The organism is Arminella tubonensis (assembly GCF_003240585.1).
In the GTDB taxonomy this organism is placed as follows: Bacteria; Pseudomonadota; Alphaproteobacteria; order Rhizobiales; family Rhizobiaceae; genus Rhizobium; species Rhizobium tubonense.
Map to the genome: position 1 here is coordinate 52,460 of NZ_PCDP01000035.1, position 25,235 is coordinate 77,694.

Consider the following 25,235-nt stretch of genomic DNA (forward strand, 5'->3'; position numbering starts at 1 on the left):
GGCAGACCGCCTGACAGTTCTTAGACCGCGATCGGCGCCTTTATGCTTGAATCAGCTTCGTAGCCGACCAGTTCGAAGTCCTCGTATTTGAACGAGAAAATGTCCCTCACCTCGGGATTGATCCGCATCGTCGGCAAGGCTTTCGGGGTGCGGGTCAATTGCAGGCGGGCCTGCTCGAAATGGTTCTTGTAGATATGCGTGTCGCCGAGCGTATGGACGAAATCCCCGGGCTTCAGCCCCGTCACCTGCGCCACCATCATCGTCAGCAAGGCGTATGACGCGATGTTGAATGGCACTCCGAGGAAGATATCGGCCGAGCGCTGGTAGAGCTGGCACGAGAGCTTTCCGTCGGCGACGTAAAACTGGAAAAGGCAATGGCAGGGCGGCAGCGCCATGTCGTCGACCTCGGCCGGATTCCAGGCCGAGACGATGTGCCGCCGCGAATTCGGATTGGTCTTCAGCCCTTCGATGAGATTGGCTATCTGGTCGATATGGCGCCCATCCGGAGCAGGCCAGGAGCGCCACTGCGCGCCGTAGACAGGTCCGAGATCGCCCTTTTCGTCAGCCCACTCGTCCCAGATCGAGACGCCGTTCTCCTTCAGGTAGGCGATATTCGTTTCGCCCTTCAGGAACCACAGCAGCTCGTGAATGATGGAGCGCAGGTGCAGCTTCTTGGTCGTGAGCACCGGAAAGCCCTTGCCAAGGTCGAAGCGCATCTGATGGCCGAAAACCGATCGCGTGCCCGTGCCGGTGCGGTCACCGCGGTCCGAGCCGGTCTCCATCACATGCGCCAAGAGGTCGAGATATTGCTTCATCGCGTTTCGCTGCCGATTCTTGTTGCAACGATATTTAAGATCAAGTGAAAGCAAAACCAACTGTCGGTAGCCGATGGAGGACAATTCTCCCCTGCTTTCGCGTCGGAAAGCGCGAAGGGTAATGGATTCATGACAATTGCCCTTCCCTTACCGGATGGAAAACACTATATCAGCCTTGCCGGTCTTCGGGTCGGCTATGGTGATAAACGAGCGATGGAATAAGCCTATTGGACCCGGGGGCGGTACCCGGCGCCTCCACCAAAAACCGGCGATCGAAGGCCGGCTTTTGATGGGGGCGAAATAGGATCGACAAGGGTGTAAAGATCGTCTTTTTGCTCGGCATTGTACCACCGTTATCGGGCTAAACTTGTAGTTGCAAATGACAACTATGCGGAAGCTCGTCTCGCTGCTTAATCGCAGTGTGACACTTCAAATCAAGTCCTGAAGGTTCGCACCTTAAGGCGGGGTCCGAAGGCACCTGGCAACAGAAGCCTTCACCTTCTCCCTGCTTTGGAAATCATGTATGATTGGCCACCGTGACTCGTGCATCGGGGTTTCCTGACGCAGCTTCGCATGGCATATAGCCTTAAAAACGCATATAGCGTTAAAAACGAAGGCCAACGAAAGACAGGAAAGCATGGGGCAGGATCATATCCGCTACGACATCTTGGCACAGGACGCACTGCGCGGGGTTATCCGTAAGGTTTTGACCGAAGTCGGCACCACCGGCCGCCTACCCGGCGAACACCATTTCTTCATCACCTTTCTGACAGGCGCGGCCGGCGTTCGGATATCACAGCACCTGAAATCCAAATATCCCGAACAGATGACCATCGTCATTCAGCACCAGTTCTGGGAACTGAAGATCACCGAGACGCATTTCGAGATCGGCCTTTCCTTCTCCGACGTGCCGGAAAAGCTGGTGGTTCCGTTCAACGCGATCCGCGGTTTTTACGATCCCTCTGTCAATTTCGAGCTGGAATTCGACGTGCCGCTGAGCGAGGAAGACGAGTTGCCCGCTGGCGAAATCACCGCATATCCGGTGAATTCCGACGAAATCGTCGAGCATGTTCAACCCAAGGACGGCGAAGAGAAGAAACCGGGATCGGTGGTTTCTCTGGACTCCTTCCGCAAGAAACAGTGATCAAGCAAGGGGAGGCAAGCGCTTCCCCTTTTCATTTCTCCATTCCTGCTTCGATAATCGAGGACCATGGGAGAAGGATCGATGACCGCCGAAATCGTCAACCTGAAACAGTTCCGCAAGAAGCAGGCCCGTTCAGAAAGGGAAAAGCAGGCCGAGCAGAACCGCATCAGCTTCGGCCGAACCGGTACCGAAAAGCAGCTGACCACCAAGCTCAACGAGAAAGCTCGAAAGGCTCTCGACCAAGGCCACATCGAGCCTCCAAAATCAGACGACTGAGACAGACGTCAGGCGCCAATTGCATCTGAAATCAATCACTTACTCCTCTATCCGGAATCAGTTTCCGAGCCCCTTGATTCAATTCGTGAAGCGCCGGAACCCCTGATGATCCGCAAGCATTCCGCGACGCTGCACGGCCACCGCACCAGCTTTTCCCTCGAAGACGCGTTTTGGGATGAGCTCAAGATCATAGCGGGCGCACGGGGCATATCGCAGGCCGCCTTGATCTCCGAAATCGACGACCAACGTCCGCCGGACAGCAACCTTTCCTCGGCGCTGCGGCTTCACGTTCTGCAGTGGCTGAAAGATCTCGCCGCCGAAGGTGGGGGATAGCGTCGGCGAGTACTGACCCTATTGAGGGTTGCCCGGCAGGGCGTTGAAGTTCAGCGAGCCGGCGCCCTGCGGAGAGACCCCATTCGTCGTCTGGCCTTGCTGCGATTGTGCTTTCGTCTTGGCATCCGCGTCGGCCTTTGCCTTGGCGTCGGCCTGCGCCTGGGCAGCAGCCTGCGCCTTTGCATCGGCATCCGCCTTTGCCTTGGCTTCGGCGTCGGCCTTCGCCTTTGCCTCGGCATCCGCCTGGCGTTGCGCAGCTGCCTGCTGTGCCAGCACCCTCAGCCGCTGCTCCTCCGCCTCCCGCTGCTGCTGGGTGATGGCGTCTCGCTGGCGCTGCAGCTCCCGCTCCACGGCGTCGTATTTGTAGAGCGCCACTTCGCGGCGCAGGCGCTGCTTTTCGAGCACGCTCGCCTGCAAGCGTTCCACACGCCGCCGTTCGCGCTCAAAGGCCCGCAGAGATAGGAATCCGGTGATATCAGTGACGTCGAGCGTGCGGCCGGGCGTCACCAGCGCGCCGGAAAAGTCGAGACGCAGCCCTGGATTGGCACCGGTCATCGCGTCCGCGCCGGCATTGAGGTCGATCCCGAGCGAGCCCTTGAGCCTTTGATCCGGCAGGTCGATCTCCGCATGCCCGGAGACCTTGGCAAGGTCGTTCACCGCATTGACATTGTCCACACGGACGACCCCGGACGAGATGTTGAACGGAACGCTGAGCGGACCGAGCGCGGCCTCGCCATTGTTGAGCAAAGTCTGCACGATCGGGCGAATTTTGTCGGCGGCCACGTCGCCCTGGATCTGGTCCGTCGCCGACAGCAGCGACGGCAGAATGGCAAGATTCAACCCCCGGATCTTGGTCTCGCCAAGCTTCAGTTCGCCTGAACCGCTCGCGGCGGCGGCAAGCTCGCTCATATTCTTGCCGCTCGCCTCAAGTGTCAGACCCATAGCAAAGCGGCCGGTCGCCAACGGCGCGCCGTCGCGCTGCCAGCCGACCGCGGCAAGATCGGCATTGGCGAGATCGAGCTTCGTCTGCAGCAGCGCGGTGCCGTCGGAATTGGCAAACATCAGCCGGCCGCTGAGCTTGCCGCCGCTCCAGCCGCCGGCGATATCGTTCATCTGTACAGCATCGCCCTTGTAGGCGACGTTGCTGCTGAAATCGCTGATCGGCCCGAAAACATCAGGCCACATCTGTTTGGCCGAAAGCTTGAGGTTGACGTCAAGCCCGTTGAACGTCGGCAGGCCGAGCTTTGCCTTGGTGAGATTGCCGGTCGCGGGATCCGTGACCGATCCATAGATCGCCTCCGCCAGCCAGCCGAGGTCGGCTTTGCCAAGTGCAATCTCGCCCGACGCCTTCAAATTCGGCGCCTTGCGGTCGAAGGTGAGTGCACCTGAAACAGGATTGTCGGCAAACTGCCCCTTCATATCGGAGAAAACCAGCTTGTCGGCATCGATCGCCGCATTGGCCTGGAACTTGGCCGGCATCCCCGTCCCCATCTGCGGTAAGCCGATGCCGTTCATGACGAGGTAGGGATCGAGATCGGCGCTCTCCAGCGACATCGCGATATTGCCGTTGAGAAACGTTGCCGGCCGCACGTCGACTTTTCCGTTGGCCGTAAACGAGGTCTTGTCGGTAGCAAAAGTCAGGGCCGCATCGGCGGGATCGGTGCCGTTTGCCGTAACCTTCAGCGTCAGGCGGCCATTGGCATCGGCCTCGACCGGCAGAGGATCGAGCCCTGCCTGGCCGAAGAGGATCGAGGTGACGGAGTTCTCGAGCGTCGCCTCCAGCGTTGTCGTCCCCTTTCCGGTGAGCGCCAGGAGATCCGACATGCGATAGTCGAGGTTGACGCGGCTGCCGTTCGAGACGCCGGCAAGCGTCAGCGCCAGACCATCGCCCTGATCGCCACCCAGCGTCAGTGCGCCGCGAAGTGCCGTATTGCCATACCAGGCCGAATTGCGCACGAGGCGGTCAAGGACGGGGTGATGTGGCAAATGCTTGCTCATCATCTCGAAGAACGCGCCGGGATCCGCCGCCTTGAAGGTGATCTCGCCGGAGCCCTTGTAGTCGAGCAGCGACCCTTGAGCCCTTCCCGTCGCGGTTATCTCGGCGCCGGCAAGGTCGCGCACGGACAGGCGGTCGAGCTGCAACGACCCATCGGCAATACCGAACGCGGTCTCGACATTCTCGGCCTGTACACCGAAGGCGCTGAACTTGTCGGCCTTCAGATGAGCGCTGATCCGGTGGTCGAGAACGTTGTTGCCCGCCTCCTGGCCGGTGAACAGGCTCGTCAAAGCCCTGAGCGCATCGAGATCGAGCGTATCGCCGGAAAGATCGACGGCAAGTTTCGGTTGCTCGTTCGCCTGCGCCTCACGGTCGAGCCGGCCCTTGAGGTTTGCCGAACCGATGGCGATTTCGAGGTTCTCGAAGCGTTGCCGCCCATGCGCCAGGCTGACATCTGCGGAAAAACCGGCGGCCTTCAACTGCCTGATTGCCGGATCGACAGCGCCGGAAAGCCACGAGGCGAGCCCCGACGGCTGGTTCGAAGCGACGACGATGTTGCCGGTGAAATTGGCGTCGCCATGAAGGGTCAGCCTGCCCTTCGCCTCGACCTGGGTTCGTCCTGGCAAGGTGCCAACCGCATTGTCGATCTTCCAGCCGGTCCCAGCCGGCTCGAGATCCAGCTTGATATCGCGCAACGTCGTGTCGCCCGCAACGATCGCCGGCAGCCGCACACTCGCGTGGCCCGGCACCTGCGGCACCGGTATGTCGGCAGCGATCGCGATCAGGTTGTTCAGCCGCTGCCGCGCCGAGACGCCGGGATCGCGCGTCGTCTTGCCGCTGGGGCCGGGATCGGCGAGCCGGTTGACGTCGATCTGCTGACCGTCGGCCGTCAACAGGAATTCCGGCTGGTTGCCGGTATCGAGCGTTGCTTCGCCGGTGATGACATAAGGGTCGTCGACCGCGCCGAGTTCAAGGCGATATTCGGGAACGCGGATGCGCTCGTTGGTCAGCTCGAAACGGCCCTTGATGCGCGGGTCCGACGACTTTCCGTCGCCCGAGGACTTGCGCACCTGCTTGGTTTCGACGCCGCCGGAGAAGAAACCGATATAGTCCGGCTTGCTGTTGACCAGTTTCAATTCGCCGTCGAGATCGATGTTGACCGGATGCCGCTGCGGCAGCAATCGGGTTCGGACCCGCAGGACGCCGTTCTCATCGGGCTGGCTGCTGGAAATTGAGAAATTGCCCTGCTCGCCGTCAAGCGCCGCATCACCCTCCACACGCCACGGGCCGGCGAGAGATTTGGCCGACATCTCGGCGTTGAGGCCGGTGATGTGGCGGGTACGGCCGGATTGCTCATCGATGAACTCGACCTCTCCGCCCTCGACATGCACGTTTTCGAGCACGACTGTCTTGGCCGGAATTTCGGACTGGCTGCCCCGCATCCAGTCGAGCGTGCCGTCCTTCAGTAACCTTAGACGTACCTTCGGCTGGGACACGCGCATGTCGAAGATCAGCGCTTCGCCGGAGAGGAACGGTGCAAGCTCGGCATCCATCGAGAATTCGGCAATCTGCACCAGCGGCGTCCCGTCCGGCTCTTGCCCGACACGAACGTCATGCAGCGTCACCGAGGGAAAGGGCAGCAGGCGAGCGTCGACGCTGCCGTGGACGGTGACCTTCTTGCCGATGATTCGGCTTGCCTGGTCCTCGAAACTCTGACGAAAACCGGTCCAGTCTATGAAGAGCGGAGCAAGCAGAGCCACGAACAGCACCACTACCAGGATTCCACCCAGAATAACCAGGACCTTACCTAACAATGAACACCGTCTCCGTTCCGCCTTCCGATTGCGACGCTAGCCTAGCGTCATTCGTGTCTGGAGCAAGCCAAGATCATGGCAATATTCTATTTTTCAATGCTCGCGGAAGATCTTGCCGGGATTGAAAATGTCGTCCGGATCAAGCCCCCGCTTGATTTGCCGCATCAGATCGACGGCGCCGCCAAGCTCCTGTTCGAGAAACGACATCTTGCCCTGGCCGATACCATGTTCGCCCGTGCAGGTGCCGTCCATCGCCAGCGCCCGGGCATTGAGCCGCGTCACGAAACCCTCGGCAACAGCAACCCCCTCGGGGGTCTTGTCGTCGAAAAGCAAAAGCACGTGGAAATTGCCGTCGCCGGCATGTCCGACGATTGCCGCAAGCAGCCCGTGGGTCTCGATATCGACCTGCGTCTCGGTAACGCAATCGGCCAACCGCGATATCGGCACGCAGACATCGGTTGACAGCGCCGCCATCTCAGGCGCCAGCGCCCTCGCCGACCAATAGGCGTCGTGACGTGCCTTCCAGAGCTTGTTCCGCTCCTCCGGGTTTCCCGTCCAGAGAAATTCGCCGCCGCCGCACTCCGCAGCGATTTCGGCAAACTCCGCCGATTGCAGCGGCACCGTCTCGTCTGTTCCATGAAACTCCAGGAACAGTGTCGGTTGTTCGGCGTAGGAGAGACCGGAATAGGCGTTGCATGCGCGCATCTGCACGGCATCGAGCAGCTCGATGCGCGCCACCGGAATGCCCATCTGGATTGTCATGATAACCGCATCGCAGGCAGCCTTGATGCTGGGGAAGACGCAAACGCCCCCCGCGATCTTCTGCGGGATGCCCTGTAGCTTGAGCGTCACCGAGGTGAGTATCCCGAGTGTCCCCTCGGCACCGACGAAGAGCCGGGTCAGATCATACCCAGCCGACGACTTTCGCGCCCGGCGCGCCGTGCGGATTTCCTCGCCGTTGGCGGTGACGACAGTCACAGCGAGCACATTGTCCTTCATCGTCCCATAGCGCACCGCATTGGTACCCGACGCCCGCGTCGACGCCATGCCGCCGATCGAGGCATTGGCGCCGGGATCGATCGGGAAAAACAGGCCCGTATCCCTGAGGTAGGTATTGAGTTCCTCGCGCGTCACGCCCGGCTCGACCGTGCAGTCCAGATCTTCGGCATTCACTTCCAGGACGCGATTCATGCGGCTGAAATCGATGGATATTCCGCCCCGCGGCGCGTTGACCTGCCCCTCCAGAGAGGAGCCCATGCCAAATGCGACGACGGGAACCTTGTGCTCGGCGCAGACCTTGACAGCAGCCTTCACGTCGTCGGCGGTTTCAGCAAAGAGCACGCCGTCCGGAAGCTGGGCGGGAATATAGGTGGTGGTGTGCGCATGCTGCTCCCGAAACGATTGGCCCGTCTGGAAACGGTCGCCGAATGCCTGTTTCAGAATGCCGAGCGCGGCGGCGATTCCCGCCTCGTTGCGCGTTCCTGCCGTTGCATCCGCCAGCGCCATTCTTCCGACTCCATCCCGCTATGTCATGGGTTCATTGAACGGTTCTATGGGACAACGGAACAGTCCTGTCCAGTCCAAGATTCCAGCGCGAATTCTTTGCGTGGCAGGAACTGAACAGGCCCTGCTTAGACCAGTGGCGGGTTAAGACGAGCAAATCCCTCCTGCCGCCTATAAGGAAAGTAAGGATAGGGCGCCGTCACGGCACTGACAGCATCAAGATGCGCGATCTGGTCCGCATTCAGGCTCCAGCCGACAGCACCGAGATTTTGCCGCAACTGCCCCTCATTGCGTGCGCCGATGATAACGCTCGACACCGTCGGGCGGCTCAGCAGCCAGTTGATTGCAATCTGCGGCACCGATCTACCAGTCTCCTCTGCGAGGATATCAAGCACATCGACGATTTCGAACAGCTTCTCGTCATCGACCGGCGGGCCGAACTCCGCTGTCTGGTGCAGGCGGCTTCCTTGCGGCAACGCCACGCCGCGGCGGATCTTGCCCGTCAGGCGTCCCCAACCGAGCGGGCTCCAGACCAGCGCACCGACGCCCTGGTCCGCACCGAGTGGCATCAATTCCCATTCGTAGTCGCGGCCGACCAGCGAGTAATAGACCTGATGGGCGACATGGCGCGGGTGACCGCCCCGGTCGGCCGCAGCCAGGGATTTCATCAATTCCCATCCGGCAAAATTCGATGCGCCGACGTAGCGGACCTTACCGGACGAAACCAGATCGTCCAGCGCCGACAGCACCTCCTCGACCGGCGCAGCCGCATCGAAGGCGTGGAGTTGCAAGAGGTCGATGTAGTCGGTGCCGAGACGACGAAGCGCATCCTCGGTCGAGCGGATCAGCCGCGCACGGGAGGTGCCCGCATCATTCGGTCCGTCTCCCATCGGCAGGCCCATCTTGGTCGAGACCAGGACGTCGGCGCGTCGACCCCGGATCGCCTGCCCCAACACCTCTTCCGAGGCGCCGGCGGAATAGACGTCAGCCGTATCGAACAGATTGACGCCGGCCTCAAGGCAAATGTCGACCAGCCGACGGGCCTCCGTCGCATCCGTCGTCCCCCAGGCGCCGAAGAGCGGGCCACTGCCGCCAAAGGTTCCCGCGCCGAAACTCAATGCCGGAACCTTGAGGCCGGATTTTCCAAGATTTCTGTATTCCATGTCGATCTCCTGTTGTTCCCATAGAGGTAGATCACCTGGCGGCTATGAGTTAGACTGCGTCAAAGCACAGCAATCATGAGTTCAATTCACAATGGGTCGACAGGATATCAACCGCTCCGGCGCGATGGAGGTCTTCGTTCGGGTTGTCGACCTCGGTGGCTTCTCCGCTGCCGCGCGCGACTGCCGAATGACGCCCTCCGCCGTCAGCAAGCTTTTGTCACGGCTTGAAGGCCGCCTCGGCACGCGTCTCGTCAACCGTTCCACCCGCAAGCTGCAGCTGACGCCGGAAGGCTGCGTCTTCTACGAGCGCAGCATCCGCATCCTGGCGGAAATCGCGGAGGCCGAACGGCACGCTTCGGCGGGCGAACAGCCGGCCGGTCGCATCCATGTCAACACGAGCGCCTCGTTCGCCAATCATATCCTGGCACCGCTGGTCTCTGAATTCCTCCACCGCCATCCCGCCGTCACGCTCGATATCAGCATCACCGATCTGGTCGTCGATCTGATGCAGGAGCGGGCCGACGTCGCGATCCGGGCAGGACCGATGAAGAGTTCACAGCTGATTGCCCGCAAGCTTGGCGGAACCCGGATGGCGATCGTTGCCTCGCCCGCCTATCTTGCCGAACGCGGAACGCCGACCTCGGCCGCCGACATAGACGGTCATTTGAAGATCGCCTTCTCCTATCAGCGCGCGGTCGAGGGCTGGCCGCTGATCGTCGACGGCGCGCGCATCGTCGCGCGATTGGAAAATCCGCTGCGCGCAAGCGACGGTGAAGCGATGCGACACCTGGCTCTGGCGGGGGCCGGCCTTGCGCGACTGGCGGGCTTCACCGTTCGTCGCGATATCGATGCCGGGCGGCTGGTCGAGGTTCTTGAAGCAGCAAACCCCGGCGATATCGAGGAATTTCACGCCGTCTACATCGGCCAGGGAGGGCCGCTGCCTGCTCGCGTCAGGGCATTGCTCGATTTCCTCGGTGAGAATGTCCGGCTTTCCTAATATCCCTGCAAACTCAAGCCGAGACGGGACCGCCGCCGATCATGCTGCCCCAGGCGCCCGGCGCAATACCGAAGGCTTTCTTGAAGTGCCGTGTCAGGTGGCTCTGATCGGCAAAGCCGGTCGCCGCCGCGACATCGGCAAGCGCCCCGCCGGCAGCGATCATGCTGCGGGCCTGCTGCAATCGGCGCATCAGCAGGAAACGGTGCGGACTGGTGGCGAAGGCCGCGCGAAAATGCCGGGACAGCGCAAAGCGATCGAGCCCGGTCACCCGCTCCAGCTCTTCTGAACGAACGCCGCGCATCGCATGCGCCTCGAGATATTCCCGCGCCGCATTCGCCTGCCTTAGCGCTACCGCCCCCAATGGTTTAAGCGGCGCCCGTGCGTGGCCGGCAAGGCCGTCGGCCACGCGGGAGACGAAGTCGTCGACGAAAAGCTCATCCAGTTCGCGGTCAAGGTCGCCGAGCGCACCGAGCAAAAGGTTTGCAAGGCGGTCGTCCACAAGGACAGGATCGTCAACGAAAGGCAGCCCGATGCGCGCCGCTCCAAGGCATCGGACCAATAGCGACGGCTCGAGATAAAGCATCCGATAGACAAGTCCGTCCTCGGTCGCCGCCCCGCCATCGTGCAGTTCGTCCGGATGTAGCACGATCACCCTGCCCGGCTGGCTGTAACGGCGCTCGCCGCGGTAGCGGAATGTCTGCACCCCGCGGATCGTCACGCCCAGCGCATAGGTGTCGTGCCGATGCAGGTCGAACGCGTCGCCGCGAAACTGCGCCTGGATACGCTCGATCCCGGGATAAGCCGGCGCCGAGAAGATGCCATTCGCCTGCGGCGTCTCGCACGAACGTTCAAGACCGGCAAAGACGTTGCCGGATACATCCTCGCCCAATGAGTGATCCTCGATAAACGGCATGGAAGATACATTTAATGTTCGATACCAAAATTGCGATCGTCCTGCGAAACAATCTTGCGTCATGGCAAAAGCTGAACGTCACGGCATTTCTGGTGAGCGGCATCGTCGGTCAGTATCCTGACGTCATCGGCGAGGCCTATCGCGACAATGCGGGCAACCTCTACAATCCGCTTTCGATCCAGCCGATGATCGTGCTCTCGGCGGATGACGAAACCATCGCCGCGATCCACCGCCGCTCGCTGGAACGCCGGATTACCTCATCGATCTTCATCGAGGAAATGTTTGCGACCGGCCATGACGTCGCCAATCGTGAGGTTTTCGGAAAGTTCGGGCCCGAAGACGCCCGTGTCGTCGGCATTGCCCTGCGCGCCGAAAAAAAGATCGTCGACAAGATCACCAAGGGTGCGACGATGCACACATAGTGCCCCGCGCCCTACCTGAAAGGACTATTGCCTATGCAGATGTGGCTCCAGTCCTCATGGTGAGGTGCGATGCTGCCGAAGCGAAGGCGGAGGCGGCGAAGCTCGAACCACGAGGGCTGGCCTCGGGGTGCATCGTTTAAGAAAATGGCCGGCATCCATGCAAGCGCCCTCGTCCTTCGAGGCAATTCTTCGAATTGCACCCCAGGATGAGGGCTCAACGTCCCACACGCGCGTGCTGCGCGACCTCCCCCATCAAGGGGGAGGTAACTAACACTCAGCCGTTTTGCGTGATCGGAGCGATCTGGATTTCGACGCGGCGGTTCTGCGCGCGACCGGCCTCCGTTGCGTTCGTGGCGACCGGCTGTGTCGGGCCGAAGCCGACGGCGGACATGCGGCGTTGATCGATGCCCTGGCTGCCGAGATAGCCGGCAACCGACATGGCCCGGCGTTCCGAAAGCTCCTGGTTATGCTGCATGCTGCCGGTCGAGTCCGTATGGCCGTTGACGTCGACGAGCGTACGATTGAACTTCCGGAGCACGATCGCCACGGAATTCAGCGTCTGGTAGAATTCCGGCTTCACCGCATCCTGATCGGTGTCGAAGGTGATCGCCGACGGCATATTGAGGATGATGCGGTCGCCGACGCGGGTGACCGAAACCCCCGTGCCCTGGAGCTGCTGGCGAAGCTCCGCTTCCTGTTGGTCCATGTAGTTGCCGATCGAACCGCCGGCGAGCGCGCCGATGCCGGCGCCGATAAGTGCTGCATTGCGCCGCCCGACCGGAGAACCGCCGACGGCAAGGCCCGCGATCGCGCCCAGCCCCGCGCCGATGGCAGCTCCACCCGCCGTATTGGAGACTTTCTGCTGACCGGTATAAGGATCGGTCGTCGTGCAGGCGTTGAGGAAAGCGGCGGAAACGGCAAGCAGGACGAATTTCTTTAGCATGGAATCAATGGTCTCCGGATCAGATGGCTGAGAGCTGATGAATGATTAAGGCAATATCATGGATGCACGCTTCCAAGCCACTGGAAGCACTCCCGAAACGGGTACTTCCATGGCCTTTCACACAGGATTGCAACCCTACTTTGCTTCGCCGCGTCAATGGATGTTCTGGAACAGCTGCGCGATCACGGTGAAACTGGCATTGGCGATCGAAAGCGATTGTACTCCGAGCTGCTGCTGGGTCTGCAGCGCCGCCAGTTTCGTCGATTCCTGCTCCATATTAGCGTCGACCAGCTTTCCGACGCCGCTCGTCAGCGTATCGCTCATGTTCTTGGCAAATGTATCCTGCATGTTCACGCGCGCCTCCAGCGAACCGAAGGCCGACCCCACATTGGTCATCTGGCCGAGCATCGCGTTGACGACGCTCAGCATGTCGTCGATCTGGCCATTGGTGGTCGTCGAATCGAGCGCGATCTCCACCTGCCCCGTCGTGCTGCCGCCCTGGTTCGTCAGCATCACGTAGTTTTGCCCGGCGCCGACCTGGGCTGCAAAGGCCGTCGACGTCAGCACGCCGTAACCGCCGCTGCCGCTGGTCCGATCGTCGATCAGATAGCGCGCATCGGAGGTCGAAAACGAGCCGGTGCTGGAGGCGGATCCGTCGTAGCTGAGCCGTCCGATGGAGAAGGTCCCGTCGGCACTGCGGATGATGGATGCCGGGATTTGCTTGGGTAGCGAAGGATCGGCATTGCCGCTGAGCACTACCCAGTTGTCGCCATTGAAATTCGCCGATTGCCCGACGCTGCGCAATTGTTGCTTCAGCTGGGTAATCTCGTCATTGAGCTTGGTCTTGTCGACGCTGCCCTCTTCGGCCGTCACAAGCTTTGCCTTGATCTGCGTGACGATGTCGACAGCGGTCGAGACGCTTGTGGAGGCGACGTTGACGGTCGCCTGCGCCAGACCCAGCGCATCCTGGACCGCAGAAACCGCGCCGATATCCGAGCGCGTTCTCGTTGCAATCTGCCAATAGGTAGCATTGTCCTTGGCTGTGCCGACGCGATAACCTGTCGCGATCTGCCTTTGGGTGGTCGTCAGTTTGGCCTGGGTATCTCGCAATACCTCCAGGGCCACCTTCACTGAAGGGGTCAAATTTACACTCACGGAACTGGTACTCCGACGCAACGATACACGGACGCAAAACTGAACAAAATGAACCTTCCGAAACGCAGTCATGCGCCTGGGCTGAAGAAATCAGCGATGGAGTGGAGGCGGAAAAAACAAAGGGCCCCACGCCGCGGTACGAAACCATTCTTCATCGAGTATACTTAATAAACGTATAAAATTTAGAAGCTCTTCATCATAACTAGTAACCATGACACTGACATCGAAGTATAGCGGCCTCCATCCGATGTTCCCCACGGTCACGACGGATCGAGGGGACGATCGAGAAAACGCCATCAATGTGCACTTTTTGTTCTTATTTTAGCCCGTTCCTTTTGCCTTTCGGAACCGAATCACTACATTGGGCCGCATGACGACAGGACATGACGATATCCCCTTCTTCGACGAGGAGCCGCAGGAGGCCGCGCCGCGCAGACCTGCCGCGGCTCCAAGTGCTCCCGCGGGCTCTGGCGTCGGCGGTATTGCTGCCCGCGCGATGGCTGCCCGCGACGCCGGCCGCCGGCCGGATTATCTCGCTGGTCTCAACCCGGAGCAGACCGAAGCCGTCGAGACTCTCGAAGGGCCGCTGCTGGTGCTCGCCGGCGCCGGCACAGGCAAGACCCGCGTGCTGACCACCCGCATCGCCCATATCCTGTCGACCGGCCGCGCCTACCCCTCGCAGATCCTGTCCGTCACCTTCACCAACAAGGCGGCGCGCGAGATGAAGGAGCGCGTTGCCCTTCTCGTCGGTGGCGCCGTCGAAGGCATGCCCTGGCTCGGCACCTTCCACTCGATCGGCGTCAAGCTGCTGCGCCGCCACGCCGAGCTGGTCGGCCTCACGTCCGATTTCTCCATTCTCGACACCGACGACGTCGTCCGCCTCATCAAGCAGCTGATCCAGGCTGAGGGCCTCGACGACAAACGCTGGCCGGCCAAGCAGTTTGCCGGCATGATCGACGGCTGGAAGAACAAGGGCATGACGCCGGCCGATATCCCCGAAGGCGACGCACGCGCATTTGCCAACGGCAAGGGCCGCGAACTCTACGCCGCCTACCAGGCGCGCCTGAAGACGCTGAATGCCTGCGACTTCGGCGACCTCCTGCTGCACCCGATCACGATGTTCCGCAAGAACCCTGATGTCCTGAAGGATTACCACCAGCGCTTCCGCTACATCCTCGTCGACGAATACCAAGACACAAACACCGCCCAGTACATGTGGCTGAGGCTCTTGGCGCAGCGGCCGAAGGGCGAGCTGCAGAATGTCTGCTGCGTCGGCGACGACGACCAGTCGATCTATGGCTGGCGCGGCGCCGAGGTCGACAATATCCTGCGGTTCGAAAAGGATTTCCCGGGCGCCAAGGTCATCAAGCTCGAGCGCAACTACCGCTCGACCGAACACATTCTCGGCGCTGCCGCGCACCTGATCGCCCACAACGAGGGCCGGCTCGGCAAGACGCTGTTTACCGACCGCACCAACCCCGACGACGACAAGGTGCAGGTGCATGCCGCCTGGGATTCCGAGGAGGAAGCCCGCGCCGTTGGTGAAGAAATCGAGCAGCTGCAGCGCGGCGACAGCAGCGGCCTGAAACACGCTCTCAACGATATGGCGATCCTGGTGCGCGCCTCGTTCCAGATGCGAGAGTTCGAAGATCGCTTCGTCACGCTCGGCCTGAATTATCGCGTCATCGGCGGCCCACGCTTCTACGAACGTCTCGAAATCCGCGACGCAATGGCCTACTTCCGCCTCGTATGCCAGCCGGCCGACGACCTTGCCTTCGAGCGGATCGTCAACACGCCGAAGCGCGGCCTCGGGGACACCGCGGTTCGCACCCTGCACGACTATGCCCGCGCCCGCGACATTCCGATGCTCGCGGCGGCACATGATCTCATCGAGACGGACGAGATGAAGCCGAAGCCGCGCAAGGCGCTGTTCGACGTCGTCATGTCCTTCCGCCGCTGGCAGGAGCGCCTCGAAAACACCCCGCATACCGAACTCGCCGAGCAGATCCTCGAAGAGTCCGGCTATACCGACATGTGGAAGAACGACAAATCGGCCGAAGCGCCGGGTCGGCTCGACAATCTGAAAGAACTGATCCGCTCGATGGACAGCTTCGAGAGCATGCGCGGCTTCCTCGAACACGTGTCGCTGGTCATGGATGCAGAGACGAACGAAAACCTGGACGCGGTGTCGATCATGACGCTGCACTCCGCCAAGGGACTGGAATTCCAGACAGTCTTCCTGCCCGGCTGGGAGGAAGGCCTGTTCCCGCACCAGCGCTCGCTCGACGAATCCGGCCGTGCCGGGCTCGAAGAGGAACGCCGCCTCGCCTATGTCGGCCTGACCCGCGCCAAGCGCCACTGCCATATCTGGTTCGTCTCGAACCGCCGCATCCACGGCCTCTGGCAATCGACCCTGCCCTCCCGCTTCCTCGACGAACTCCCGGCGACGCACGTCTCGGTCGCCGAGACGGAGCAATCCTATGGCGGTTACGGGCGCGGCGGCTACGGCCAATCCCGCTTCGACAAGGCGGAGCCCTTCGCAAACAGTTACTCAACCCCCGGCTGGAAACGCGCACAGGCCAACCGCACCGACGCCACCCGCGACAACTGGGGCTCACGCTCCGGCCACGCCGTCGAACGCATAGGCTACGGCGAAAGCGGCCCGAAAGCCCGCACCATCGACGGCGAACTCGTCGCCAAATCCACCACCGAAACCCCTTCCCGCTTCGCCATCGGCGAACGCGTCTTCCACATAAAATTCGGCAACGGCAACATCTCGGGGATCGAGGGTAACAAGCTCACGATCGAGTTTGATCGAGCCGGGGAAAAGCGGGTACTGGACGGGTTTGTGGAGCGGGTTTGAACTTCCCCTGAATCCCGAACGGCGTGCTAGCCTTTCACCGAATGATTCGTTCTCTTTTCAAGGTCGTGGCCCGAATGCAAAATAGATCACACGCTGTGATGGCGCAGCGGACTGAACCAAATGATAGTCCTGATGACTTCCCCACTCCACCGTGGGCGACAAGGGCGCTCCTCGAACACATCCTTTCCGACAAATCCTCGCTTGTCAGCAGAACTTGTCTTGAGCCAGCATGTGGTGCAGGACACATGGCGAAAGTCTTGAAAGAATATTTCGGCTCTGTGACTTCCTCAGATGCATATGACTATGGATACGGGACCGCTCGTGATTTTCTTGCAATTCCCTACGAGGCCAATTCCCATGACTGGGTTATCACAAATCCGCCCTTCCGGTTGGCGGAAGCGTTTGTGCTACACGCACTTAACGTCGCTCGCGTTGGCGTCGCAATACTTGCAAGAACTGTCTTTCTAGAAAGCATTGGTCGATACGAAAACATTTTTGTTAATCAACCACCTAGCAGGTTTGCTCAATTCACTGAACGAGTGCCGATGGTTAAAGGTCGGCTCGATAGAAAGGCAACTACCGCGACGGGCTATGCTTGGCTTGTATGGGAAAAGGACGTAGCTGAAAGCCCGCGGCTCATGTGGGTGCCGCCTTGCCGAAAATTATTAGAACGTGCTGGAGATTACGAAATGCCAATTTACTCGACCAAACAGCATTTGGACTTGTCCACTACTGGGCGCACCAGCGTAAAAATGCTATCTCAGGTCTAATATCATCCAAGTTTTTTTACGTCTTTTAGCGCTTGCTCAATATTCTTGGCTGCAAGATCGAGCGCCGCTTTTGCTTCTTCCAGAGCCTTTAGAGCCTGGTGAGCGGCTCTGCCTGAAGAATAAGGTCCGGGCGGTGGGAGGTCGTCGGTTGAAGCTACGGCAGCGCCTTGAAATTTTCTACCGGATATTACTTCCGCAATCCGTCCTTGATTTACGCCAAACCAAGCGGCGATATCATGGTGACGATCGTTGCGAGCGACCATGCCCTTAACTAAGGAAGCGTCTGCCTCGGAAAGCCGTCGGCCACTCGGTTCTGCTCGCTGCGTCACAATCTCACCTTTTATTGATGCTCCTTGCAACTATTATTACATAATGAAATTTTGACAAGACTGCCCATGGTTTTACTTCCTCCAATTTGAAATGCCTTCTTCTAACAAGATTCAATTCTAGCAAGTAAGCGTAACCATCACCACACCTGCCCCAAGCCCGCCACCCAACGCGTTGCTGCCCTGCAAAATCGACATCGCTAGCACACTACCAATATCGGACCCCTGAGCTATATCAATTCGTGCGGCCCGAGCCTTCCGTATCTTTGAACGGTCTCCCCGGCGAGCCGCTGCCAGTTCCGCTATCTCGGTGGACCTGAAGGAGTTATCCTGCTGGCAACAACGGATTTAAGGACAGATCAAGTGGCTGGGATAACAACAAGCAGCTCCGTCGCCGTCGGCACGTCAGTACGGCAGGGGCAGAACAACTATCAATTTGCGCTTGTCGCGCTAACGTCGCTGTTTTTCATGTGGGGCTTCATTACCTGCCTGAACGACATTCTGGTGCCGCACCTGAAGAATGTCTTCTCGCTCAACTACGCGCAATCGATGATGATCCAGCTCTGCTTTTTCGGGGCATATTTCATCGTTTCGTTGCCGGCCGGAGCGCTGGTCAAGCGCATCACCTACAAATGGGGCATCGTCGTCGGCCTCGTGATTGCGGCAATCGGCTGCGCGCTCTTCATCCCGGCGGCCCATTATAGGATCTATGTCCTGTTCCTCGGCGCGCTTTTCGTGCTTGCCACCGGCATCACCATCCTTCAGGTCGCTGCCAATCCCTATGTGACCGTCCTCGGCGCCCCAGATACCGCGGCGAGCCGGCTGACGCTCACCCAGGCCTTCAATTCGCTGGGCACGACCCTCGCTCCAACCTTCGGCGCCTTCCTCATCCTGTCGGCCGCAACGGTCGCTGTCGACAATGCGACGCCGGAGCAACTCGACGCGCTGCATCTGGCCGAGGCGAGCGCGGTCAAGTTCCCCTATCTGATCCTCGCCATTACCTTGATCGTACTCGCCGCCATTTTCGCGGCGCTGAAGCTGCCGCATGTCGAAGACGAGGAAACCGTCCAGCCGATCCGCGGCGGCGGCTCCGCATGGCAGTATCCTCACCTGATCCTCGGTGCGATCGGCCTGTTTCTCTATGTCGGCGCCGAAGTCAGCGTCGGGAGTTTCCTGGTCAATTTCCTCAGCCAGCCCGACATCGCCAAGCTCTCCGAAGCCGATGCAGCCCATTATGTTTCATATTTCTGGGGCGGCGCGATGATCGGTCGCTTCATCGGCTCGGTGGCGATGCGATATGTCGACGACGGCAAGGCGCTTGCCTTCAATGCCCTGATCGCAGCCATTCTGTTGTTGGCGACAGTCTTGACGACTGGCCATGTCGCCATGTGGACCGTGCTTGCAGTGGGGCTCTTCAATTCGATCATGTTCCCGACGATCTTCAGCTTGGCGCTGCACGGCCTTGGGCGATACACCAGCCAGGGCTCCGGCATTCTGTGCCTCGCCATTGTCGGCGGTGCCGTGCTGCCGGTCATCCAGGGCGTCCTCGCCGATACCATCGGCATCCATCTCGCCTTCCTGATGCCGATCCTTTGCTACGCCTACATCGCCTATTACGGGCTCAAGGGTCACAAGGCTGTCTGAAGCGAAGTCAAAGCCAAGCACTTGATCCTTGCACGAGTGCTTGGCATCGTGGCGACAGGAAAAACGAAGGACGTGCCGATGAAGACCCTGCTGCTGATCGATATCCAGAACGGCTTCTGCCCGGGCGGCAATCTGGCGGTGCCGGAGGGCGACCAGATTGTGCAGGTCGCCAACCGGCTGATTGGCAGCGGCCACTACGATCTGATCGTCGCCTCGCAGGATTGGCATCCGGCCGATCACGGCAGCTTCGCGTCATCGCACGCCGACAAGAAACCTTTCGAGATGGGAACTCTTTCCGGCAAGCCGCAGATGATGTGGCCGGACCACTGCATCCAGGGAACGGAGGATGCCGAATTCCATCCGGCGCTGAATACGGCAGAAATTCATTCGATCCATCAGAAGGGCCAGGACCCCTTGGTCGACAGCTATTCGGCCTTCCGCGACAATGATCAGGCAGCGCTGACGGGCCTCGCCGAATATCTGAGGTCGAAAGGGGTGACGGAGCTCGATCTCTGCGGCCTTGCGACAGACTACTGCGTGAAATTCTCCGCGCTCGACGCAGTCGAGATGCTTCCGGGCGTCAGGGTCCGCTTCATAGAGGACGCCAGCCGCGGCATCGATCCGGTCGGCGTTCGGGACGCAATTGAGGAAATGCGCTCCCGCGGTGTCAGCATCGTCGATAGCAGCGAGGCAGTTGCCGACACAGGTCACTAACACTGCCGAGCCCTATGATGAGGCCCGATGCCGGAACATTTTGACGAAAAAACTATAGAGGCCGAGGAGACAGAAGAACCCCCCGCCAACAACTCCGACAGCGACTGAAATCCACAGATTGTAGTTGAAGCCGGCTGTCGCAAGGACAGGAATGACGATCCCCACGGCAGACAGCGCCACCGGCTGCCAGATGAGATCGAACGGCAATGCGATAAGCACCTTTATTCCGATCAGCATTCCGATCACGGCGCCGACCATGCCGCCAGCCATCAGGATGCCGCCGCTCTGGCTCGAAACAAGATGGCCGGCGGCCAGCACGCCTCCATTGAGCAGCAGGCAATCCGCCAAAGACAACAGAAAGATCGACCTCAGGTGGTGGCGCAGATGCGACGGCGTCGGCAGCATGTTCTGGGTCAGCGCCCGGCAAACCGCAACACCGGTCACAAAGGGCGCCGCGGCCAGGAAACCCTGCTGCAGGCCGCTAGCGATGATGAAATGGCCGATCGGCTGGAGCAGCGCGAAAATGCCCGATGCAGTCATGAACGCGAAGCCCGTAAGCAGGGAATAATATTCGCCCAAGCTGCGGCGCAATAGCGACGTCTCCCCCTCGCGGTCGTAGAGAGCGACAATGTCGGGATATTGAATGGCCTGGAGCGCAGAGACGATGAGCACGAACGGCCGCTGGAGAAGATCGAGCGCCAGCAGCACTCCGGCTGCTCCTTCGGTACCGAGCATGCCTGTCAGGATCGATTTCAGTGTGAGCGGCGCCAGCATTGCGACAACGGCGGCGCCGGCGGCAACGCTGCCATAGACGAAATGCTTGCGCACCAGCTTGGGCTCGAAAGCCGCCGCCTCCGTGAGACGGTTCCGCGTCGCCAGGAAGGCGACAAGCGAATAGACGAGGTACCCCGCAAGCAGGCCCCCTGCGGTGAAAGCAAAGGTCTGCGAGAGCGCTGTACCGCCGAGCGTACCCGCGGCAAGGATTGTCGCGCGCGAGCCCTGCAGCCGGGAGAAGATGCGGAATTGCTGCTTGAAGCGCAGAATTGTCAGATGCAGATCGCTGGCGCCCTGGAATACCGCCACCAGACCGCCGAGCAACGCAATGGCGGGAGGGACGCCAAAGATGATGGAGGCCGCTGCGGCAAGAACGCAGAAAACGGCCGAGACGGCAAACTCAATTGTCAGGGCGCGACGCTCCGACGCTTCGCTGTGCTGCGTTCGGCCCGGATAGAAACGGCTGCAGGCAAAGCGAATCCACTCGAAGCAGAAAATCGCCGTGAACTGGCTGATCGAGATGAACAGGGAATAGCGGGAATAATCGGCCGGCGAAAGTACATGCGCTACAGTCAGCAACAGCCCGAAAGCTACTGCCGCCTGATAGAAATATGCCGCCAACGCCACGATCTTCGCCATCTCTGGAGATAAGCGCAAAAAGCTGAGGAAAGTCCTAAATTGCCGCGAGATCCGGCGCGCTTGCGGCAATCGGCCGTTCCGTGGGCCCGCTCGCCAAGGGATGGCGTTGGCGCGTCACGGCCTGTCCAGGCACGCTTGCAGCGCGCCCGGGGTATCCGAGGATCGACAGTTGCCCAGCCTTGACGGCTTCCAGACCCGGTTAGTTTATCTCGGGCATACGTCCCAGAATCCCGAGGTTCGGGCTGGCGTCGTGTAGTACCAGCATTGTCCTGCCTTCGGCGGGTTGCCGGCAATGGCAACGGCAGCGGCACCCGCGACAAACCCTACCGCAGCACCGGCAGCGATCGCGCCGCCGGGCCGCCAATAGCGACGCGGATTGACGACGACGACACCGGCCGGGCGTCGATACACTGGCCCGCCTCGGCGCGTGCCAACAGCAGCGCAGCCACGCGGACCGCAACCTGCGGCGGCACATCCGCGCGGGCCGCATCCGGCAGCACCACGGCGATAGTAGGCATCAGCAGGCGAAGCAGCCAGCATCGGCGCGGCGATGACCATTACGAGCGCGACAAATGCCAAGGAATTCCGAATGAAACTGAAAATTTTCATAGCCCTCTCCCAAACTTTTCGGTCGCATTAACGCCGAATGATAACACCCTCCCTGAGGTATACCAATATGTCTTTGATCGTAAGACGTGCGCGCAGATCGACGGTCCCGTTACGTGAAGTTGCGTTCACGACAATGATGACGACCTCCAAAGGTCCGAAAATTCCGGGTATCCCACGTGTCTGCCGCTCGGCCCGTTTGCCTTTCGCCGCAGCACAGGGTAGAGAGCCGGCAAATTACGAGGGTGGGATGACGGAGGGGCGAATGCCGCGCCGGCATCCGGTAAGGGAGCGCCTGATGGAAGTGATCGACACGATAGCCGCGATGCGCGAAAAACTTGCCCCGCACAGGCAGGCAGCCCGACGCATCGGTCTCGTGCCGACGATGGGCTATCTGCATGCCGGCCACATGGAGCTTGTCAGGCGTGCCCGCAGCGAGAACGACGTCACCGTCGCCTCGATATTCGTCAACCCACTGCAATTTTCCGCCAACGAGGACCTTGCAAGATATCCGCGCGATCTGGCCCGTGACAGCGACATGCTGCGCGAGGCCGGCATCGACTTCATCTTTGCCCCCGGCGTCACCGACATGTATCCAAGGCCGATGGAAACCGTCGTCGACGTGCCGTCGCTGGGCGCGGAGCTTGAGGGCGCGGTCAGGCCTGGGCATTTTGCCGGCGTCGCCACCGTCGTGACCAAGCTCTTCAATATCGTGCAGCCGGACAAGGCTTATTTCGGGGAAAAGGACTACCAGCAGGTGGCAATCATCCGCCGCATGGTCGAGGACCTAGCCCAGCCGGTCGAGATTGTCCCGGTTCCGACCGTGCGCGATACGGACGGCCTGGCGCTCTCCTCCCGCAATAGCTACCTGACCAGCGAGGAGCGGGCTGCAGCCGCAATAGTGCCGCGCGCGCTCGCAGAAGCGGAACGGCTTTATAGCGAGGGGGCGGACAACCCCGCCGACTTTGAAGCCGCAATCCGCAATTTCATCTCCCGCGAACCACTTGCGACGGTCGAAGTCGCGGCTGTTCGCGATCCGGAAACGCTGAAGCCCCTGCCAAGGCTCCAGGGCCATCCCGTCCTCGTCGCGCTCTTCGTCCGCATCGGGACGACAAGGCTGCTCGACAACCGGGTGATCGGCCAAACGAACGACAACAACCAGAGAGCGGATTGAGATGAGCGCCACCGGCCACGTAAAGCGGATCACCCCTGCACAGATCGAGGCGATGAAAGGCGGCCGCCCGATCGTGTCGCTGACCGCCTATACGACGCCGATCGCCCGCCTCCTCGATCCACATTGTGACCTGCTGCTGGTCGGAGATAGCCTCGGCATGGTGCTCTACGGGATGGAAACGACTGTTGGCGTGACGCTCGAAATGATGATCGCTCACGGACAGGGCGTCATGCGCGGCGTCAAGCACGCCTGCGTCATCGTCGACCTTCCTTTCGGCGCCTATCAGGAATCGAAAGAACAGGCGTTCCGCAGCGCTGCCCGCATCTTGAAGGAAACGGGATGTGATGGGGTCAAGCTCGAAGGCGGCGAGGAAATGGCCGAGACGGTCTCGTTTCTGACTGCCCGAGGCATTCCCGTTTTCGGTCATGTCGGGCTGATGCCGCAGTTGATCAACACCATGGACGGCTATCGTTCGCTTGGCCGCTCCGAAAAAGAGGCCGAGAAAATCCGCCGCGACGCTCGCGCGATCGCTGAGGCCGGAGCCTTTGGTATGGTCGTCGAGGGAACCGTCGAACCGTTGGCGCGGGAGATAACCGCCGCGATCTCCGTCCCGACCATCGGGATCGGCGCGTCGCCCGCCTGCGACGGCCAGATCCTCGTCTCGGACGACATGCTCGGCCTCTTCAACGATTTTAAGCCGCGCTTCGTCAAGCACTTCGCCGAGCTTGCTCCACTGGTTTCGAAGGCAGCCGAAGCCTATGCCGACGAGGTCAAGGCCCGCACATTTCCGGGACCCGAGCATACGTTCAAGCCGAAGAAATAGCCTGGCTACTTCTTGTCGTCCGGCTTGCGTTCCAGCAGATAGATGGCTTCGCTGAAATCTTCCATCTGCTTCGTCAGGGCTGCATGCGCATCCTGTAGCCCCTGATTATAATAGTTGGCGCCGATTTCGGTCGCAAAGAAGTCGAGCAGAAATTCCGCTGGAAGAACGCCGATCGTCTGGTCCAGTTCGTCTGCGAAATATTGCTGGATGCGCCCGACGATCGCAGCCTTTTCCTCCTTCGAAAACACGATCTTCTTCACCGGCGATTTCTCCTTGAAACTAGTCTTGGCAATGATGGTTCAGCGGAATCGATAGACCTATCAATGTATTTGAATTGCCCGCGAAGGCCATGCGACTTACAGCACAACATTAACCGGAGGGGCAGCAATGGCAATCAACCGGCCTGAATTCTACGAAGGCCTGCGCGGCGGCACGATGGTCGGGCTCGCAGCCGCACCATTTGGAGCACTTTTCGGCGCGCTTGCCCGCGACCAAGGCATGTCGCTCGGCGAACTGACGCTGATGAGCGGAACCGTCTATGCAGGCGCCAGCCAGATGGTTGGCCTCGACCTGTTCGGCCATAATGTCCAGGCTTGGCTGATCGTGCTCTCCATCCTAGCCGTCAATTTTCGCCACATCCTCTATTCGGCAGCGATCGCCCGATATGTCAGCGAATTCTCGCCCGTCCAGAAATTCTTCACCTTCTTTTTCCTCGTCGATCCGCAATTTGCCGCCGCCGCCAAGCGCGGCGAGGAAGGAAAGCCGGTCACTTTCATCTGGTATCTCGGCTTCGCGCTGGCGATCTATATTCCCTGGATCGCGGCGAGTATCATCGGCGGGCTGCTTGGCAGCCTGATCGGCGATCCGAGCATCATCGGTCTCGATATCCTGCTGCCGATCTATTTCCTCGGCATCGTCATGGGCTTCCGCACCCGCGACAATTTCCTGCCCGTTGTTGCAGCCAGCGCCATCGCCTCCGCCGTTGCCTACCGCTATGTCGGCTCGCCCTGGCATGTCAGCATCGGGGCGCTTGCGGGCGTCGCACTGGCGGCTGTGTTGCCGCTGAGGCCGGAAACGGAGCGAGATCTCGCCACTGAAAACGGCGAGGTCTGACGATGACGCAGTTTGATCCCCACATGGTCCTTCTTATCGCCGCTGCAGCGATCGTCACCTATCTCACGCGTTTCGGCGGTTATGTGCTGATCACGCGGATGGCGCGCATTCCGCCGCGCATGGAGGCGGCCCTGAATGCGGTGCCCGCCGCCGTGCTGACAACGCTGGTTGCCCCCGCCTTCTTCAACGGCGGGACGGACACCAAGGTAGCGATGGCAATTGCGCTCGTCGTCGGCCTGCGGTTCTCGCCTACGGCAATGTTGATCGCCGGCTGGGCCGTGGCCATGGCCTGGCGCCATCTGGCGGGCTGATAGC

24 protein-coding genes and 1 other RNA gene are annotated in these 25,235 nt (G+C 60.5%); 14 read left to right on the forward strand and 11 right to left on the reverse strand.

Annotation, left to right across the window (positions count from 1 at the left end; translation table 11 throughout):
* Positions 1–20: 20 nt before the first annotated feature.
* On the reverse strand, positions 21–815 hold the full coding sequence (locus tag CPY51_RS11935) for a thymidylate synthase (protein ID WP_111160957.1): 795 nt from the start codon (positions 813–815) through the stop codon (positions 21–23).
* A gap of 138 nt (positions 816–953) precedes the next feature.
* Between CPY51_RS11935 and ssrA the strand changes: the two genes are divergently transcribed.
* The 4 genes from ssrA (at position 954) to CPY51_RS11955 (ending at position 2,568) form a co-directional block, all read left to right on the forward strand.
* Positions 954–1,314, forward strand: a transfer-messenger RNA (tmRNA) gene (gene ssrA, locus CPY51_RS11940).
* 138 nt (positions 1,315–1,452) lie between these two features.
* On the forward strand, positions 1,453–1,959 hold the full coding sequence (locus CPY51_RS11945) for an SspB family protein (protein WP_111160448.1): 507 nt from the start codon (positions 1,453–1,455) through the stop codon (positions 1,957–1,959).
* Between the two features lie 81 nt (positions 1,960–2,040).
* A complete protein-coding gene (locus CPY51_RS11950) occupies positions 2,041–2,235 on the forward strand; it encodes a DUF4169 family protein (protein WP_111160449.1) in 195 nt (64 codons plus the stop codon).
* Between the two features lie 105 nt (positions 2,236–2,340).
* On the forward strand, positions 2,341–2,568 hold the full coding sequence (locus CPY51_RS11955; protein WP_111160450.1) for a ribbon-helix-helix domain-containing protein: 228 nt from the start codon (positions 2,341–2,343) through the stop codon (positions 2,566–2,568).
* A gap of 18 nt (positions 2,569–2,586) precedes the next feature.
* Here CPY51_RS11955 and CPY51_RS11960 read toward each other — a convergent pair whose 3' ends face one another.
* The 3 genes from CPY51_RS11960 to CPY51_RS11970 all read right to left on the reverse strand — a co-directional run bounded on the left by CPY51_RS11960 (position 2,587) and on the right by CPY51_RS11970 (position 9,044).
* On the reverse strand, positions 2,587–6,378 hold the full coding sequence (locus tag CPY51_RS11960; RefSeq protein WP_111160451.1) for an AsmA family protein: 3,792 nt from the start codon (positions 6,376–6,378) through the stop codon (positions 2,587–2,589).
* 93 nt (positions 6,379–6,471) lie between these two features.
* The gene (locus CPY51_RS11965; protein WP_111160452.1) at positions 6,472–7,884 is read right to left on the reverse strand and encodes an FAD-binding oxidoreductase; all 1,413 of its coding nucleotides are present in this window, start codon (positions 7,882–7,884) and stop codon (positions 6,472–6,474) included.
* Between the two features lie 125 nt (positions 7,885–8,009).
* On the reverse strand, positions 8,010–9,044 hold the full coding sequence (locus CPY51_RS11970; RefSeq protein WP_111160453.1) for an aldo/keto reductase: 1,035 nt from the start codon (positions 9,042–9,044) through the stop codon (positions 8,010–8,012).
* A gap of 91 nt (positions 9,045–9,135) precedes the next feature.
* Between CPY51_RS11970 and CPY51_RS11975 the strand changes: the two genes are divergently transcribed.
* Positions 9,136–10,041, forward strand: coding sequence for a LysR family transcriptional regulator (locus CPY51_RS11975; RefSeq protein ID WP_111160454.1), 906 nt, complete (start codon positions 9,136–9,138; stop codon positions 10,039–10,041).
* Positions 10,042–10,054: 13 nt separating this feature from the next.
* Here CPY51_RS11975 and CPY51_RS11980 read toward each other — a convergent pair whose 3' ends face one another.
* The gene (locus CPY51_RS11980; protein WP_111160958.1) at positions 10,055–10,930 is read right to left on the reverse strand and encodes an AraC family transcriptional regulator; all 876 of its coding nucleotides are present in this window, start codon (positions 10,928–10,930) and stop codon (positions 10,055–10,057) included.
* A gap of 38 nt (positions 10,931–10,968) precedes the next feature.
* Here CPY51_RS11980 and CPY51_RS11985 point away from each other — a divergent pair, with 38 nt between their 5' ends.
* Positions 10,969–11,376, forward strand: a complete 408-nt coding sequence (locus CPY51_RS11985) for a DUF2000 family protein (protein WP_111160455.1) — start codon at positions 10,969–10,971, stop codon at positions 11,374–11,376.
* Between the two features lie 274 nt (positions 11,377–11,650).
* Here CPY51_RS11985 and CPY51_RS11990 read toward each other — a convergent pair whose 3' ends face one another.
* Positions 11,651–12,319 carry a YiaD family glycine zipper/OmpA-like lipoprotein gene (locus CPY51_RS11990; RefSeq protein WP_111160456.1) on the reverse strand — a complete coding sequence of 223 codons (669 nt, stop codon included), beginning with the start codon at positions 12,317–12,319 and terminating at the stop codon, positions 11,651–11,653.
* Positions 12,320–12,472: 153 nt separating this feature from the next.
* Positions 12,473–13,474: a flagellin N-terminal helical domain-containing protein gene (locus CPY51_RS11995; RefSeq protein ID WP_244598625.1), complete on the reverse strand. Its 1,002-nt coding sequence runs from the start codon at positions 13,472–13,474 to the stop codon at positions 12,473–12,475.
* 370 nt (positions 13,475–13,844) lie between these two features.
* Here CPY51_RS11995 and CPY51_RS12000 point away from each other — a divergent pair, with 370 nt between their 5' ends.
* Together CPY51_RS12000 and CPY51_RS12005 are read left to right on the forward strand one after the other, a co-directional pair.
* Positions 13,845–16,337, forward strand: coding sequence for an ATP-dependent helicase (locus tag CPY51_RS12000; protein ID WP_111160458.1), 2,493 nt, complete (start codon positions 13,845–13,847; stop codon positions 16,335–16,337).
* A gap of 245 nt (positions 16,338–16,582) precedes the next feature.
* A complete protein-coding gene (locus CPY51_RS12005) occupies positions 16,583–17,107 on the forward strand; it encodes an SAM-dependent methyltransferase (RefSeq protein ID WP_244598626.1) in 525 nt (174 codons plus the stop codon).
* 2 nt (positions 17,108–17,109) lie between these two features.
* On the opposite strand, the gene CPY51_RS12010 is transcribed toward CPY51_RS12005, so the two are convergent.
* Positions 17,110–17,370, reverse strand: a complete 261-nt coding sequence (locus CPY51_RS12010) for a hypothetical protein (RefSeq protein ID WP_244598627.1) — start codon at positions 17,368–17,370, stop codon at positions 17,110–17,112.
* A 426-nt stretch (positions 17,371–17,796) separates the two neighbouring features.
* On the opposite strand from CPY51_RS12010, the gene CPY51_RS12015 reads away from it, so the two are divergent.
* Together CPY51_RS12015 and pncA are read left to right on the forward strand one after the other, a co-directional pair.
* Positions 17,797–19,077, forward strand: coding sequence for a sugar MFS transporter (locus CPY51_RS12015; RefSeq protein ID WP_111160460.1), 1,281 nt, complete (start codon positions 17,797–17,799; stop codon positions 19,075–19,077).
* Between the two features lie 78 nt (positions 19,078–19,155).
* Positions 19,156–19,791 (forward strand): bifunctional nicotinamidase/pyrazinamidase, encoded by a 636-nt coding sequence (gene pncA, locus CPY51_RS12020; RefSeq protein WP_111160461.1) that lies wholly within the window; start codon positions 19,156–19,158, stop codon positions 19,789–19,791.
* 12 nt (positions 19,792–19,803) lie between these two features.
* Here the strand turns inward: pncA and CPY51_RS12025 are convergent, their stop codons facing one another.
* Positions 19,804–21,192 carry a polysaccharide biosynthesis protein gene (locus CPY51_RS12025; protein ID WP_244598628.1) on the reverse strand — a complete coding sequence of 463 codons (1,389 nt, stop codon included), beginning with the start codon at positions 21,190–21,192 and terminating at the stop codon, positions 19,804–19,806.
* A gap of 216 nt (positions 21,193–21,408) precedes the next feature.
* Positions 21,409–21,813: a hypothetical protein gene (locus CPY51_RS12030; RefSeq protein ID WP_111160463.1), complete on the reverse strand. Its 405-nt coding sequence runs from the start codon at positions 21,811–21,813 to the stop codon at positions 21,409–21,411.
* 295 nt (positions 21,814–22,108) lie between these two features.
* Between CPY51_RS12030 and panC the strand changes: the two genes are divergently transcribed.
* Both panC and panB read left to right on the forward strand, forming a co-directional pair.
* Entirely contained in the window at positions 22,109–22,984 is an 876-nt protein-coding gene (panC, locus tag CPY51_RS12035; RefSeq protein ID WP_111160959.1) for a pantoate--beta-alanine ligase, read from the forward strand.
* Position 22,985: 1 nt separating this feature from the next.
* On the forward strand, positions 22,986–23,807 hold the full coding sequence (gene panB / locus CPY51_RS12040) for a 3-methyl-2-oxobutanoate hydroxymethyltransferase (RefSeq protein ID WP_111160464.1): 822 nt from the start codon (positions 22,986–22,988) through the stop codon (positions 23,805–23,807).
* 5 nt (positions 23,808–23,812) lie between these two features.
* On the opposite strand, the gene CPY51_RS12045 is transcribed toward panB, so the two are convergent.
* Positions 23,813–24,067: a DUF2164 domain-containing protein gene (locus CPY51_RS12045; RefSeq protein WP_111160465.1), complete on the reverse strand. Its 255-nt coding sequence runs from the start codon at positions 24,065–24,067 to the stop codon at positions 23,813–23,815.
* 133 nt (positions 24,068–24,200) lie between these two features.
* Between CPY51_RS12045 and CPY51_RS12050 the strand changes: the two genes are divergently transcribed.
* A complete protein-coding gene (locus CPY51_RS12050; RefSeq protein ID WP_111160960.1) occupies positions 24,201–24,920 on the forward strand; it encodes an AzlC family ABC transporter permease in 720 nt (239 codons plus the stop codon).
* A 2-nt stretch (positions 24,921–24,922) separates the two neighbouring features.
* Positions 24,923–25,231: an AzlD family protein gene (locus CPY51_RS12055; RefSeq protein WP_111160466.1), complete on the forward strand. Its 309-nt coding sequence runs from the start codon at positions 24,923–24,925 to the stop codon at positions 25,229–25,231.
* The last annotated feature ends 4 nt before the right edge of the window (positions 25,232–25,235 follow it).

What these genes read in the sequence shown, in the direction of transcription:
- CPY51_RS11935 (WP_111160957.1), bottom strand. Translation starts at nt 815, where the DNA reads ATGAAGCAATATCTCGACCTCTTGGCGCATGTGATGGAGACCGGCTCG.
- CPY51_RS11945 (WP_111160448.1), top strand. Translation starts at nt 1,453, where the DNA reads ATGGGGCAGGATCATATCCGCTACGACATCTTGGCACAGGACGCACTG.
- CPY51_RS11950 (WP_111160449.1), top strand. Translation starts at nt 2,041, where the DNA reads ATGACCGCCGAAATCGTCAACCTGAAACAGTTCCGCAAGAAGCAGGCC.
- CPY51_RS11955 (WP_111160450.1), top strand. Translation starts at nt 2,341, where the DNA reads ATGATCCGCAAGCATTCCGCGACGCTGCACGGCCACCGCACCAGCTTT.
- CPY51_RS11965 (WP_111160452.1), bottom strand. Translation starts at nt 7,884, where the DNA reads ATGGCGCTGGCGGATGCAACGGCAGGAACGCGCAACGAGGCGGGAATC.
- CPY51_RS11970 (WP_111160453.1), bottom strand. Translation starts at nt 9,044, where the DNA reads ATGGAATACAGAAATCTTGGAAAATCCGGCCTCAAGGTTCCGGCATTG.
- CPY51_RS11975 (WP_111160454.1), top strand. Translation starts at nt 9,136, where the DNA reads ATGGGTCGACAGGATATCAACCGCTCCGGCGCGATGGAGGTCTTCGTT.
- CPY51_RS11985 (WP_111160455.1), top strand. Translation starts at nt 10,969, where the DNA reads ATGTTCGATACCAAAATTGCGATCGTCCTGCGAAACAATCTTGCGTCA.
- CPY51_RS11990 (WP_111160456.1), bottom strand. Translation starts at nt 12,319, where the DNA reads ATGCTAAAGAAATTCGTCCTGCTTGCCGTTTCCGCCGCTTTCCTCAAC.
- CPY51_RS12000 (WP_111160458.1), top strand. Translation starts at nt 13,845, where the DNA reads ATGACGACAGGACATGACGATATCCCCTTCTTCGACGAGGAGCCGCAG.
- CPY51_RS12005 (WP_244598626.1), top strand. Translation starts at nt 16,583, where the DNA reads ATGGCGAAAGTCTTGAAAGAATATTTCGGCTCTGTGACTTCCTCAGAT.
- CPY51_RS12010 (WP_244598627.1), bottom strand. Translation starts at nt 17,370, where the DNA reads ATGGTCGCTCGCAACGATCGTCACCATGATATCGCCGCTTGGTTTGGC.
- pncA (WP_111160461.1), top strand. Translation starts at nt 19,156, where the DNA reads ATGAAGACCCTGCTGCTGATCGATATCCAGAACGGCTTCTGCCCGGGC.
- CPY51_RS12030 (WP_111160463.1), bottom strand. Translation starts at nt 21,813, where the DNA reads ATGAAAATTTTCAGTTTCATTCGGAATTCCTTGGCATTTGTCGCGCTC.
- panC (WP_111160959.1), top strand. Translation starts at nt 22,109, where the DNA reads ATGGAAGTGATCGACACGATAGCCGCGATGCGCGAAAAACTTGCCCCG.
- panB (WP_111160464.1), top strand. Translation starts at nt 22,986, where the DNA reads ATGAGCGCCACCGGCCACGTAAAGCGGATCACCCCTGCACAGATCGAG.
- CPY51_RS12055 (WP_111160466.1), top strand. Translation starts at nt 24,923, where the DNA reads ATGACGCAGTTTGATCCCCACATGGTCCTTCTTATCGCCGCTGCAGCG.